This window comes from Pantoea sp. (genome assembly GCF_028283705.1).
Taxonomy (GTDB): domain Bacteria; phylum Pseudomonadota; class Gammaproteobacteria; order Enterobacterales; family Enterobacteriaceae; genus Pantoea.
This window is the reverse complement of the sequence record NZ_JAPWKD010000034.1, coordinates 346,802-360,187: the sequence shown is the minus strand read 5'-3', so window position 1 is coordinate 360,187 and position 13,386 is coordinate 346,802. Positions and strand designations below refer to the sequence as shown.

The 13,386-nt window shown below is 52.3% G+C and carries 13 protein-coding genes; 9 read left to right on the top strand and 4 right to left on the bottom strand.

Going from position 1 to position 13,386, the window contains the following annotated elements:
- Positions 1-227: 227 nt before the first annotated feature.
- From PW844_RS28520 to PW844_RS28510, 3 genes are all read right to left on the bottom strand, one after another.
- Complete coding sequence (locus PW844_RS28520) at positions 228-983, bottom strand: EAL domain-containing protein (protein WP_299460487.1); 756 nt, start codon at positions 981-983, stop codon at positions 228-230.
- A 721-nt stretch (positions 984-1,704) separates the two neighbouring features.
- Positions 1,705-3,681 carry a biosynthetic arginine decarboxylase gene (gene speA / locus PW844_RS28515; RefSeq protein WP_299459966.1) on the bottom strand — a complete coding sequence of 659 codons (1,977 nt, stop codon included), beginning with the start codon at positions 3,679-3,681 and terminating at the stop codon, positions 1,705-1,707.
- Positions 3,682-4,039: 358 nt separating this feature from the next.
- A complete protein-coding gene (locus tag PW844_RS28510) occupies positions 4,040-4,336 on the bottom strand; it encodes a hypothetical protein (RefSeq protein ID WP_299459963.1) in 297 nt (98 codons plus the stop codon).
- 98 nt (positions 4,337-4,434) lie between these two features.
- Here PW844_RS28510 and metK point away from each other — a divergent pair, with 98 nt between their 5' ends.
- The 8 genes from metK (at position 4,435) to ruvX (ending at position 11,661) form a co-directional block, all read left to right on the top strand.
- The gene (metK, locus tag PW844_RS28505) at positions 4,435-5,586 is read left to right on the top strand and encodes a methionine adenosyltransferase (protein ID WP_084876587.1); all 1,152 of its coding nucleotides are present in this window, start codon (positions 4,435-4,437) and stop codon (positions 5,584-5,586) included.
- A 405-nt stretch (positions 5,587-5,991) separates the two neighbouring features.
- The gene (locus PW844_RS28500; RefSeq protein WP_299459958.1) at positions 5,992-7,386 is read left to right on the top strand and encodes a sugar porter family MFS transporter; all 1,395 of its coding nucleotides are present in this window, start codon (positions 5,992-5,994) and stop codon (positions 7,384-7,386) included.
- Positions 7,387-7,485: 99 nt separating this feature from the next.
- Positions 7,486-7,998, top strand: coding sequence for a SprT family zinc-dependent metalloprotease (locus tag PW844_RS28495; RefSeq protein ID WP_299459956.1), 513 nt, complete (start codon positions 7,486-7,488; stop codon positions 7,996-7,998).
- A 77-nt stretch (positions 7,999-8,075) separates the two neighbouring features.
- Positions 8,076-8,783, top strand: coding sequence for a deoxyribonuclease I (gene endA, locus PW844_RS28490; protein WP_299459953.1), 708 nt, complete (start codon positions 8,076-8,078; stop codon positions 8,781-8,783).
- A 74-nt stretch (positions 8,784-8,857) separates the two neighbouring features.
- On the top strand, positions 8,858-9,589 hold the full coding sequence (rsmE, locus tag PW844_RS28485) for a 16S rRNA (uracil(1498)-N(3))-methyltransferase (RefSeq protein ID WP_299459950.1): 732 nt from the start codon (positions 8,858-8,860) through the stop codon (positions 9,587-9,589).
- Positions 9,590-9,650: 61 nt separating this feature from the next.
- Positions 9,651-10,595: a glutathione synthase gene (gene gshB, locus PW844_RS28480; RefSeq protein ID WP_013510368.1), complete on the top strand. Its 945-nt coding sequence runs from the start codon at positions 9,651-9,653 to the stop codon at positions 10,593-10,595.
- Between the two features lie 86 nt (positions 10,596-10,681).
- Positions 10,682-11,245, top strand: coding sequence for a YqgE/AlgH family protein (locus PW844_RS28475; RefSeq protein WP_084878574.1), 564 nt, complete (start codon positions 10,682-10,684; stop codon positions 11,243-11,245).
- Positions 11,245-11,661 carry a Holliday junction resolvase RuvX gene (gene ruvX / locus PW844_RS28470; RefSeq protein ID WP_084876592.1) on the top strand — a complete coding sequence of 139 codons (417 nt, stop codon included), beginning with the start codon at positions 11,245-11,247 and terminating at the stop codon, positions 11,659-11,661. The genes PW844_RS28475 and ruvX overlap by 1 nt, the downstream gene beginning before the upstream one ends.
- Positions 11,662-11,665: 4 nt before the next feature.
- On the opposite strand, the gene PW844_RS28465 is transcribed toward ruvX, so the two are convergent.
- Positions 11,666-12,658 (bottom strand): type IV pilus twitching motility protein PilT, encoded by a 993-nt coding sequence (locus PW844_RS28465; protein ID WP_299459944.1) that lies wholly within the window; start codon positions 12,656-12,658, stop codon positions 11,666-11,668.
- Positions 12,659-12,674: 16 nt separating this feature from the next.
- On the opposite strand from PW844_RS28465, the gene PW844_RS28460 reads away from it, so the two are divergent.
- Positions 12,675-13,382, top strand: a complete 708-nt coding sequence (locus tag PW844_RS28460) for a YggS family pyridoxal phosphate-dependent enzyme (protein WP_084876594.1) — start codon at positions 12,675-12,677, stop codon at positions 13,380-13,382.
- The last annotated feature ends 4 nt before the right edge of the window (positions 13,383-13,386 follow it).

The window sequence follows — 13,386 nt, the reverse complement described above, 5'->3', positions numbered from 1 at the left end:
TTCCACCGAAGGTTATCAGAATCCATGAAAACGCCCGAAATCCGCAGATCCCGGTCTCACCAGTGAATACGCTTTTGGTTATTCACTTCTCTCTTTGACGACCTCAAACATGCTGATGATGAAATCGTACTGAGCCTTGTTAAGCCGCCATCCTGGTAATGGGGACGTTTTATTTCTTAAAATGACAACGGGGAAAATGTCTTTTTTATTGATTGGCAAAATGCGAACTACATGAAACTCCTTAAACTCTTTTTTTGGCATATCTGTTTTCCAGAAAGGTTTTCCGAACCAGAACCTCTCCATGACTTATCAATAAAATCATCAAGATAAACGCCATTCCAGAGGTATCCCTGCATGCCGTATATAGCTTTATTTGCCAGTAGTTCAACATGGCGTTGAGTTTCTACCCCCTCAACAATGACGCCACTGCATAAATCGTTGAGATGGCCTAACAGAATGTCAAATATGTGATTTTCGCCATATTTCCAGAAAAAAGCCTTGTCGATCTTGACGCATTCAAATATTCCGCTACTCATCATGGTTAGATTGGAATATCCCGGACCAAAATCATCGAGCCATAAAGGGGCTAATTTCGCCAAACCTTTTAAAATCAACAGATCTGCACGCGTATAACGGGCAATGAAAAAGGCCGATATTTCGAAGCGAAAAAAGGGTAATAGCGCCAGTTTTTGCTGGATGCCCTCATCAGTGAAGATGCAGGTTACAATATCCCTGTTAATGTTTACGCTAATGATCTGCTGGAAACCTTCGCGATAAAGTTTTTCAAGGTGTTCAATCTGCAACAGGAATATCTGCCATTTCTCATCCACCGATAAGTGGCTGAAAAAAACAGGGGCTCTGGCTGAGTTACGCTCATGGTTAATATCGGCATCATCGGCAAAACGCGTCAGCAATTCCCAGGCAATCAGCTTGCCTGATAAACCGTATACCGGTTCCAATATGAAGACGTATTGCTGTTGCATGCCCACCAACGCTCCCTTTCACCACGATCCAACAGGATCTAAATGTCAGAATCCCTCATGTAAACAGCAAGAAAAACATCGCTAAAACTTAACTCCCTTACTGAAGGTTAACGTATAACTTACAGTTTGAGAAATAGGCAAGGCCTAATCATCCGCTTCGTTTAATAGAAATCTCAAATTGATTTACTTTTGGTACTGTTTGAATCGTGATCAAAGTTTCAGATAAGTCTTAGATCAAAGTACCCACCCCAATCATCACGACAAGATAAAATCAAATTAATATATTGATTTTTAAAATAAAAAAATAAAATAAATCAGAAAAAACTCATCTGATATCAAAAAACCATAATTGAACCTGCGATCATATGTTTCCTAAAAGCTCCAGAAATAAAAAAGGTAACGTAGAGTAATTATTGTGTGACCAATGATCAAATTTTTATTATGCATAAAAATAAAACATAACAGTAAAGCTGTTTAGTAACAGAGAGTAGCCATACTGATAGTAATGATAACCGTGCAAGGCATGCAGGTAGCGGCCTCGCTTTTTTAAATAAATGAATAAGATAGCTATTAAGCTAGGGTTTATTCTTGCCTGTTGATCATCTCGTTTATTAACACGGTGACCACGATCGCAAATTGAATAAGATGGATGACAGCGGAGATAATAACGGAGCAGAAAATAAACCGAGCCACGGGGGTGGCTCGGTAAAGAGATGATTAATTATTCGTCTTCAAGATAGGTATAGCCATACAGCCCGCTTTCGAACTCTTCAAGGAACTGCGCACGCAGTTCTTCGTCGATATCGGTCTGCTTCACCTGATTGCGGAACAACGTCATCAGTTCAGCCGGGTTCAGCTGAACATATTGCAGCATATCGGCGACGGTATCACCTTCATCTGACAGCTGAACTTCGACACTGCCATCCGGGAAGGCAAACACATCCACGGCTTCTGTATCACCAAACAGGTTATGCATGTTGCCCAGGATTTCCTGATAGGCCCCAACCATAAAGAAGCCCAGCATTGGCGGGTTGTCGATATCGTATTCCGGCATCGGCATGGTGGTGGCTATGCCATCACCGTCGACATAGTGATCGATGGTGCCATCGGAGTCACAGGTGATATCGAGCAACACCGCACGGCGCTGCGGCATTTTGTTCAGCCCTTCCAGCGGCAGTACCGGGAACAGCTGATCGATACCCCATGCATCCGGCATCGACTGGAACAGTGAGAAGTTGACATAAATCTTGTCTGCCATACGCTCCTGCAACTCATCGATAATCGGGCGATGTGCACGATTGCTCGGATCGAGATGCTGCTGAATATAATGACAGATGCTGAGATACAACTGCTCGGCCCAGGCGCGCTGGCGCAGATCATAAGTACCCGAAGAATAACCGGTGTGGATGTCGAACAGGTCCATCTGGCTGTCATGCAGCCACTCACGCAGCGAACGACGCACGTTAGGTTCGTGCATCTCCTGCCAGGTATCCCACATACTTTGGATTGGACGCGGTGCATCAACATCCGGCGCGACCGGCGTGCTGAATTCGTTACGTTCGACCCCAATAATGTTGGAAACCAGCACCGTATGGTGCGCAGTCACCGCACGACCGGATTCGGTAATCACCGTCGGATGCTCCAGGCCATTTTCTTCACAGGCATCACCAATCGCCCAGATCACGTTATTGGCGTATTCATTCAGGCCATAGTTAACCGAACAATCCGACTGCGAGCGCGTCCCTTCGTAATCCACCCCGAGACCGCCACCCACATCGAAACATTTAATGTTGACGCCCAGCTTCGCCAGTTCGACATAGAAGCGTGCCGATTCGCGCACACCGGTGGCGATATCGCGAATGTTGGCCATCTGTGAACCAAGATGGAAATGCAGCAGTTGCAGGCTGTCGATACGGCCGGCCTTACGCATGATCTCAACCAGCTGCAATACCTGCGAAGCCGCCAGACCAAACTTAGATTTCTCACCACCGCTCGACTGCCATTTACCGGAACCCTGTGACGCCAGGCGCGCGCGGATACCCAGACGCGGCACCACATTGAGACGTTCGGCTTCTTCCAGCACCAGTCGCACCTCGGTCATCTTTTCGAGTACCAGGTAAACTTTATGACCGAGCTTCTCACCAATCAGCGCCAGGCGAATATATTCGCGATCTTTATAGCCGTTACAGACGATAACCGTACGCGTCTTACCGGCGTGTGCCAGTACCGCCATCAGCTCCGCTTTGGAACCCGCTTCCAGGCCCAGCGGCTCGCCGGAGTTAACCAGCGATTCGATCACACGTTTGTGCTGGTTAACCTTGATCGGATAAACCAGGAAGTAATCACCTTTATAGCCATAAGATTCACGCGCGCGTTTAAAGGCACCGTTAATCGAACGCAGGCGATGTTGCAGAATCTGCGGGAAGCAGAATAACGCAGGCAGACGCTGACCATCCGCTTCACGTTCTTTCACCAGCTTAGCGAGATCGACACGAACTTCCGGCATGTCCGGATCCGGGCACACGCTGATGTGACCCAGTTCGTTCACGTCATAATAGTTATTGCCCCACCAGGCAATATTGTAGGTGCGCAGCATTCTGCTCGCTTCCTGGTCGTTCATCGCCACCTCCTGCATGGAGCGGAGTACACCCTGTTCGCCTGCTGACGAACCCTTGATATTCTTCATGTCGTCAGACATCGCGAACCTCAATTTTCCGTTGGAATAAGAAACAGTTGCCGATTTTTGTCATTGTTACGTCGGAAAAAAATGCCCCATCCTGCGCAGACTCCCTCATCAGGTGCTCCTGGTAAGTGTAAAACACCGGGCCGGGATGCGTGCAACCGGGCCAGAAATAGCCTGATATTTCCAGCGCTGTGGGCGCGTGAAAAACATCGACAGAATTGTGGGGACAGTTTAGCCGGCGCTCGTGTCGGGATAATTACCGCAACGAACAAAACTTCGACTGGAGAGTAAAACAGAAATGGAAATGGGAAGGATGGCCAGCGCGCACGCTGAACGCAGTGAACCGTATAAAGAGAAAGATGGGTTCATTACTTTAATCACCTCCAACGCATGGGGAAAACATGCGGTAAACGGCCTGGGTGAAAGCCAGATATCGACATATCTGACGAGCGCGACGCACGGCGGCGTCATCCTTTTGGGCTGTGGTCGACAGCAGCGGCGATTTATACAGCCTGACGCGTAAAATTGCAAAAGCTTTCATGTAACCTGCCGATACCCTGTGAGTAGCAGGCATCCGTGTCAGGAAAATTTGCCAGTTCTGCTGTTGCGTAAAATGCGGAAACAGAAAAAGGGCTGGTAATTCGCTCAGTGAGTAACCTAGAATAGCCATCCAGATGCTCATCCATCTATACTGGTTAATTAACTTCCAGGCTGGCCTTGCTTACGCTACGCAGTCGAATTCAAACCATTTGTAAGGTAAAGAACAGAATGGCTAAACACCTTTTTACGTCTGAGTCCGTATCAGAAGGACATCCTGATAAAATCGCTGACCAAATTTCTGACGCCGTGTTGGACGCCATCCTTGAACAGGATCCGAAAGCACGCGTGGCCTGCGAAACATACGTGAAAACCGGTATGGTGCTGGTTGGCGGTGAAATCACCACCAGCGCATGGGTTGATATCGAAGAGATCACCCGTAATACCGTTCGTGAAATCGGCTATGTTCATTCCGATATGGGTTTTGATGCCAATTCCTGTGCGGTACTGAGCGCCATCGGTAAACAGTCCCCTGACATCAACCAGGGCGTTGATCGTACCGATCCGCTGGAGCAGGGAGCCGGTGACCAGGGCCTGATGTTTGGCTACGCCACCAACGAAACTGATGTGCTGATGCCTGCGCCGGTAACCTACGCGCACCGTCTGGTGCAGCGTCAGGCTGAAGTGCGTAAAAATGGCACCCTGCCGTGGCTGCGTCCGGACGCGAAAAGCCAGATCACTTTCCAGTACGATGGCGGCAAGATTGTCGGTATTGACGCTGTAGTCCTGTCAACTCAGCATGCTGAAGATATTTCTCAGGCAGACCTGCGTGAAGCCGTAATGGAAGAGATCATCAAGCCGGTTCTGCCGACTGAGTGGATCAACGCCAGCACCAAATACCATATCAACCCGACTGGCCGTTTCGTTATCGGTGGCCCGATGGGTGACTGCGGTCTGACCGGTCGTAAAATCATCGTTGATACCTACGGCGGCATGGCTCGTCACGGTGGCGGTGCATTCTCCGGTAAAGATCCATCAAAAGTTGACCGTTCTGCAGCTTACGCTGCACGCTATGTGGCGAAAAACATCGTTGCAGCCGGTCTGGCTGACCGTTGTGAGATTCAGGTTTCCTACGCGATTGGCGTGGCCGAACCAACCTCCATCATGGTGGAAACCTTCGGTACCGAGAAAGTGGCAACCGAACAGCTGACCCTGCTGGTACGCGAGTTCTTCGATCTGCGTCCTTACGGCCTGATTCAGATGATGGATCTGCTGCAGCCGATCTACAAAGAGACTGCTGCTTACGGTCACTTTGGTCGCGAACACTTCCCGTGGGAAAAAACCGACAAAGCTGCACAGCTGCGTGAAGCTGCCGGCCTGTAAGTTTTAGCCCATCAGTGAAAAATCAGGGAGGCCTTTGGCCTCCCTGATTCATTTCTGTCGCTCGTCCCTCACCTGCTACGCTTACTGCATCCTGTTTACAACAAAATGTTAACGATTACATTTTGAAACGCTTTAAATATCTGTGATTTAGGAATTTTGCAGCGTAGTCATTCCAGTAAAAATGCGTTATTTTCAGCGTCGTCTGATAGCCGATATTTAGAATGATGTCAGAAACTTAACGGGTGCTATACCTTACTGGTTACTGAACCATTTCGGGCGAAAAATGCTGAATTACAGGGTTTCAGTGTGTGTAACCGATTACATTCATGTGATCGCCCTCACTTTTTCCCGGAAGCAGGTTCCTTAACATTGATAAAAACAACGATGGATAAATTTGGAGGCAATATGCCTGGCAATACTCATAAAAGCAGAACCTCAAATAAGGCAATGACCTTATTTGTCTGCTTTCTCGCGGCTCTGGCCGGCCTGCTGTTCGGTCTCGATATCGGTGTCATCGCGGGTGCCCTGCCCTTTATCGCAAAAGATTTTAACGTGACTGCTCACCAACAGGAGTGGATCGTCAGTTCCATGATGTTTGGTGCCGCAGTAGGTGCCATTGGTAGTGGCTGGATGTCTTCGCAACTGGGTCGTAAAAAGAGCCTGATGGCCGGTGCCATCCTGTTCGTTATCGGTTCGCTGTGGTCATCTATGGCACCGAACCCGGAAATGCTGATTGCCGCCCGTGTAGTTCTGGGTCTGGCGGTGGGTGTTGCGTCTTACACAGCGCCGTTGTATCTCTCTGAAATCGCACCGGAAAAAATCCGTGGCAGTATGATTTCTCTGTATCAGCTGATGATCACCATCGGTATTCTGGCGGCTTACCTGTCTGATACCGCGTTCAGTGATGCTGGCGCATGGCGCTGGATGCTGGGTGTGATCACCATTCCGGCGATTCTGCTGCTGGTCGGTGTGGTGTTCCTGCCAAACAGCCCACGCTGGCTGGCGGCAAAAGGTAACTTCCGCGATGCACAGCGCGTACTGGATCGTCTGCGTGACACCAGCGAGCAGGCGAAACGTGAGCTGGATGAAATCCGTGAAAGCCTGAAGATCAAGCAGTCAGGCTGGCAGCTGTTCCAGAGCAATAGCAACTTCCGTCGCGCAGTGTTCCTCGGCGTGCTGTTGCAGGTGATGCAGCAGTTCACCGGCATGAACGTCATCATGTACTATGCGCCGAAAATCTTTGAAATCGCTGGTTTTGCCAACACCACGCAGCAAATGTGGGGCACGGTGATTGTCGGCCTGGTGAACGTGCTGGCAACCTTTATCGCTATCGGCCTGGTGGATCGCTGGGGTCGTAAACCGACGCTGGTACTGGGCTTCCTGGTGATGGCGGCAGGTATGGGTATCCTCGGTTCCATGTTGCACGTGGGTATTCACTCCGAAGGTGCGCAATACTTTGCGGTTGCTATGCTGCTGATGTTTATCGTTGGTTTTGCCATGAGTGCCGGCCCGCTGATTTGGGTACTGTGCTCTGAAATCCAGCCGCTGAAAGGTCGTGACTTTGGTATCACCGTCTCAACCGCCACCAACTGGATTGCCAACATGATTGTCGGCGCAACCTTCCTGACGATGCTGAACTCGCTGGGCAACGCACCGACCTTCTGGGTTTACGCGGGACTGAACGTGTTCTTTATCCTGCTGACACTGGTGCTGATTCCGGAGACCAAAAACGTCTCACTGGAGCACATCGAACGTAACCTGCTGTCGGGCAAAAAGCTGCGCGAAATCGGTCAGCAGTGATCGAGATATAACGCACAAGGGCTGCCAGCTGGCAGCCCTTTTTTATTGCCCGCCCCGCAACGGTTGAGTTCCCTGGCGCAACATCTTATGCTGGCCGACATGAAAACACCCCGCCTGCCTATCGCTATCCAACAAGCCGTGATGCGCTCACTGCGCCAGTTCCTGCAACTGGCTAACGAGCGGCTGGAACGCAGCTATCCCGAACCCAAACTGATCTATCAGCAACGCGGCACTGCGGCGGGAACCGCCTGGCTGGAAAAGTGGGAAATTCGCCTCAACCCGGTATTGCTGCTGGAAAATCAGCAGGCATTTATCGATGAAGTGGTGCCACACGAACTGGCACATCTGCTGGTGTGGAAAACCTTCGGTCGCGTTGCACCACACGGCAAAGAGTGGAAATGGATGATGGAAAACGTGCTGGGCGTTGCGGCACGTCGCACCCACCAGTTTGAAATCGACTCCGTGCGCAGCCAGACTTTCCCCTACCGCTGCGGTTGCCAGCAACATCAGCTAACCGTGCGTCGCCACAATCGTGTGCTGCGCGGCGAAAGTGAATATCGCTGCGTCCATTGCGGCACTTTGCTGCAACCCGGTGAATTTTCAGCAAGTTAGTCCGATTATCCCATTTCACCCCCGCCAGCATTCTGCTAACCTGCCGCCTTTTTTCGCACCCGGTTAATTTTTGGAATATGTCTCGCAAAATTATTATCGCCCTGACCTTGTTAGTCGCGCCGCTCAGCGCGTATAGCCTTAACCTCAACAATTATCATCAGAACAACTTCCAGCAAGCCAAAGAATACGCGGCCTATATCAATGCCGATGCCCCCGGCAGTTTCTACTGTGGTTGCAAAATTAACTGGCACGGCAAAAAAGGCGTGCCAGACCTGAGCAGCTGCGGTTATAGCGTGCGTAAAAATGCCAATCGTGCAGAGCGCATTGAATGGGAACATGTGATGCCAGCCTGGGAGTTCGGCCATCAGCGTCAATGTTGGCAGAACGGCGGCCGTAAGAATTGCAGCAAAGATGCCGACTACCGCCGGATTGAGAGCGATCTGCATAACCTGCAACCGGCGATTGGTGAAGTGAACGGCGACCGTGGCAATTTTCAGTACAGCCAGTGGAACGGTGGTGATCAACCTTATGGTCAGTGCAGCATGAAGATTGATTTCAAACAGAAGCTGGCGCAGCCGCCGGAACGTGCCCGTGGCGCGATTGCCCGCACCTACTTCTATATGCGCGATCAATATCACCTGAGTCTGTCACGCCAGCAAACTCAGCTGTTTACTGCCTGGGATAAGCAATATCCGGTAACGCCGTGGGAGTGCGAACGCGATAACCGCATTGCCAAAGTCCAGGGTAATCATAATCCTTATGTGCTTCAGGCTTGCCAGCGCTAAAAGCGCTACCCTAAACTATCGGTTTTCCGATTGGGCCGTGCCTGAGGCACGGCATTAACGCTGGCAGGAACCCAATGCGTATACCTCGCATTTTTCACCCCGAATCACTGACTGTGGACAGTGAGATTTTCCTCGACGAAGACGCCGCCAACCACGTCGGGCGTGTGCTGCGCATGAGCACCGGCCAGCGCCTTGAGCTGTTTGATGGCAGTAATCTGACTTTTGCTGGCGAAATCACCCAGGCCGATAAAAAGCGTGTACAAGTAAGAGTTCTTACCAGCCAACTGGACGATCGCGAATCACCGCTGCACCTGCATCTCGGCCAGGTGATGTCGCGTGGTGAAAAGATGGAATTCACTATTCAGAAATCGATCGAGCTTGGCGTCAACGTCATTACGCCCTTGTTTTCTGAACGCTGCGGCGTAAAGCTGGATGCAGAGCGTCTGGCGAAGAAAATTCAGCAATGGCAGAAAATCGCAATTGCCGCCTGTGAGCAGTGCGGCCGTAATCGTGTGCCGGAAATTCGGGCAGCGATGACGCTGGAGGCGTGGTGCGCTGAAGCGGATGACGGTCTAAAACTTAATTTGTACCCGCGCGCCAGCCACAGTATCAACACGCTGCCGTTGCCGGTGGAACGCATCCGTCTGCTGATTGGCCCGGAAGGTGGCCTGTCAACAGACGAAATTAGCATGACGTCGCAGCATGGTTTTACCGATATTCTGCTGGGACCACGCGTGCTGCGCACCGAAACCACCGCTCTCACCGCCATTACGGCACTTCAGGTGAGGTTTGGTGACCTCGGTTAAGGGATACTTGCGGGTTACAGACTAGGCAGGGGTAGCTGATTCCCCCTTTGAGGAGAGAATAATGATTAAGCTTGGCATCGTTATGGACCCGATTTCGTCCATCAACATTAAAAAAGACACCAGCTTCGCCATGTTGCTGGAAGCACAGCGCCGTGGTTACGAAATTCACTACATGGAGATGAACGATCTCTCCCTGCGCGGCGGCGTCACTTATGCGCGCACGCGCCTGCTCAGCGTGGAACAAAACTACGACAAATGGTACGAATTTGGCAGCGAGCAGGAGATCAAACTGGCCGATCTCAACGTGGTGCTGATGCGCAAAGATCCGCCGTTTGATACCGAGTTCATCTACGCCACCTATCTGCTGGAACGCGCGGAAGAACAAGGCACGCTGATCGTTAACAAACCGCAGAGCCTGCGCGACTGTAACGAAAAACTGTACACCGCCTGGTTTGCTGATTTAACCCCGGACACCCTGGTCACCCGCAGCAAAGAGAAACTGCGCGCGTTCTGGCAGGAACACGGTGATGTGATCCTGAAACCGCTGGACGGCATGGGCGGCGCATCGATCTTCCGCGTGAAGCAGGATGATCCTAACTTTGGCGTGATCACCGAAACCCTGACCAACCACGGCCAGAACTTCTGCATGGCACAAAATTACCTGCCAGCGATTAAAGACGGTGATAAACGTGTACTGGTCGTGGATGGTGAACCCGTCCCGTACTGTCTGGCGCGCATCCCGCAGGGTGGCGAAACCCGTGGTAACCTCGCGGCAGGTGGACGTGGCGAAGCACGCCCGCTGAGCGACAGCGACTGGGAAATTGCCCGTCGTGTTGGCCCCACGCTGAAAGCAAAAGGGTTGATTTTTGTCGGTCTCGATATCATCGGTGATAAACTGACTGAAGTGAACGTAACCAGCCCGACCTGCGTGCGTGAAATTGAAGCCGCCTTCCCAATCTCCATCACCGGTATGCTGATGGATGCAATTGAGAAACGTCTGGGCTAAGGATGCCGCCGGAGCCTGTGCTCCATGAACCACCCAATACCGGTATTGCTGCGGCAATGCCGGTTATTTTTGGTATACGAGTGAGAATGAATTTACAGCATCATTTTTTGATTGCGATGCCATCCCTACAGGATCCCTTCTTCAAACGCTCGGTGGTCTACATTTGCGAGCATAACGAAGACGGTGCCATGGGCTTAATCATCAACAAGCCAATGGATAATCTGACGGTTGAAGGCATCCTTAAAAAGCTCAAAATCAGCCCATCAGATCGCGATCCGGCCATCAGGCTGGATAAACCGGTATTCGCTGGCGGCCCGCTGGCGGAGGACCGCGGCTTTATTCTGCACTCTGCTCAGCGCATCTATTCATCCAGCATCCGCATCTCCGACACCACCGTGATTACCACTTCACGAGATGTGCTGGAAGCCATTGGCAGCACCTCCCAGCCGGAGAACGTGCTGGTAGCGCTGGGTTACTGTGCCTGGGAGAAGGATCAGCTGGAAAACGAATTGCTGGAAAATGCGTGGCTGACGACGCCAGCTTCCACCAATATCCTGTTCCAGACACCGATCGCGGAGCGCTGGCGTGAAGCCGCTAAATGCCTGGGCGTGGATATCCATAATATGACCAACGATGCAGGGCACGCCTGATGGCCAGTGAAACACTGCTGGGCTTTGATTTCGGCACCAAAAGCATCGGTGTAGCCGTCGGCCAACAGCTGACGGGAACCGCACGCGCGCTGACCGCGTTAAAAGCACAGGACGGTACGCCGGACTGGAATCAGATCGAGCGTCTGCTGAAAGAGTGGCAGCCCGATTACGTGGTAGTTGGGCTGCCGTTAAATATGGATGGCACCGAACAGGAACTGACGGCGCGCGCCCGTAAATTTGCCAATCGTCTGCATGGTCGGTTTGGCGTGCGCGTCGAGTTGCAGGATGAACGCCTCAGCACCGTTGAAGCGCGCGCCGGTTTGTTCGAGCGTGGCGGCTACCGCGCCCTGCAAAAAGGACGGGTTGATGCGCAATCGGCGGTGATCATCCTTGAGGATTGGTTCGACAATCACTGATCCATCAGATTACCCCCTGTTGTCGCCGTGCCTGCTCACTCTGGGCAAAGGTTTGCATCCCGGCCTGAGCGCCGGTTTGCAGCACGCCCGGCAGCTGATGCATTTTGCCCTCGCGAATCAGATTAGCCACTGCCGTGGTCGCCACCAGCACTTCAAATAAGCCAATCCGCCCCCCGTTTTTCGCCGCAACCAGCCGTTGCGCCAGCACCGCTTTCAGGCTACCCGCCAGCTGGCTGCGTACCAGGTTCTTCTCCTCGGCAGGGAACACATCCACCAGCCGGTCCACCGCCTGGGTCGCCCCACGCGTGTGCAGTGTCGCCAGCACCAGATGGCCGGTTTCGGCTGCCGTTAATGCCAGCCGAATGGTTTCGCTATCGCGCAGCTCACCCAGCAGAATCACATCCGGGTCTTCACGCAGCGCCGCTTTTAATCCCTGACGAAACGAGGCGCAGTGCGCCCCCACCTCCCGCTGCTGAATCAGCGAACGCTGGCTGTGGTGGACAAACTCGATGGGATCTTCCAGCGTCAGAATATGGCGCGCCTGATGGCGATTCAGGCTATCTACCAGCGCCGCCAGGGTAGTGGATTTGCCGCTGCCAGTGGCCCCGGTAATTAATATCAGCCCCTCATCCAGCTGCAACAACTGTTCAACCACCGGCGGTAAATGCAGGCTGGCAAGCTCGGGAACCTGGCTGGCAATCAGACGCAACGCCAGCGATAACCCCTGCCGTTGCAGGAACAGATTGGCGCGTAGCCGCACTCCACTTGCCAGCGTGATGGCGAAATCCATATGGCCTTCCTCATTAAGCAGAGCCTGCTGCGTGCTATCCAGCCACTGGGTGATAAAGGTTTCCAGCCAGAGAGGAGCCAGCACAGCCTGTTCGGGGATGGGTTCCAGCACGCCCTGACGCCGCCAGTGTGGCAAATGTCCGCTGCAAAGGTGCAGATCGGCGGCGTTATGCTTTACACTAAGGGCCACAACTTTATCCAAATCCATAGAAATTCTCCTGACTATGACTTCCATTGAGCACAACTTACAGCAAGTGCGCGAGCGTATCGCCGCTGCCGCTGCGCGTTGCGGACGCGCGCCAGAAGAAATCACGCTGCTTGCAGTGAGTAAAACCAAACCTGTGAGCGCAGTTGCAGAAGCGATAGCAGCCGGACAACGGGCATTCGGCGAAAATTACGTGCAGGAAGGGGTTGAAAAAGTCACCGCGCTGGCCGCACATCCTGATCTGCAATGGCACTTCATCGGGCCGTTGCAGTCGAATAAGAGCCGTCTGGTGGCGGAGCATTTTGCCTGGTGCCACACCGTCGATCGACTGCGCATCGCGCAGCGTCTGAATGACCAGCGCCCGGCACATTTGCCGCCGCTTAATGTGTTAATTCAGGTAAATATCAGTGACGAGAACAGCAAATCTGGCATCATGCTGGATGCGCTGCCAACGCTGGCGCAGGAGATCGCAGCTTTACCGCAGCTGCGTTTACGCGGTCTGATGGCGATTCCAGCCCCCGAGCAGGATTACGATCGCCAACTGGCAGTATGTCAGCAGATGGCTGCTGCGTTTCGTGCCTTGCAACAGGATTACCCTGGCGTCGATACGCTTTCTCTGGGAATGAGCGACGACATGGAAGCGGCCATCGCCGCAGGCAGTACCATGGTGCGCATCGGCACCGCCGTATTTGGCGCGCGGGATTATGCGCGCACTTCACAACAATAATTGA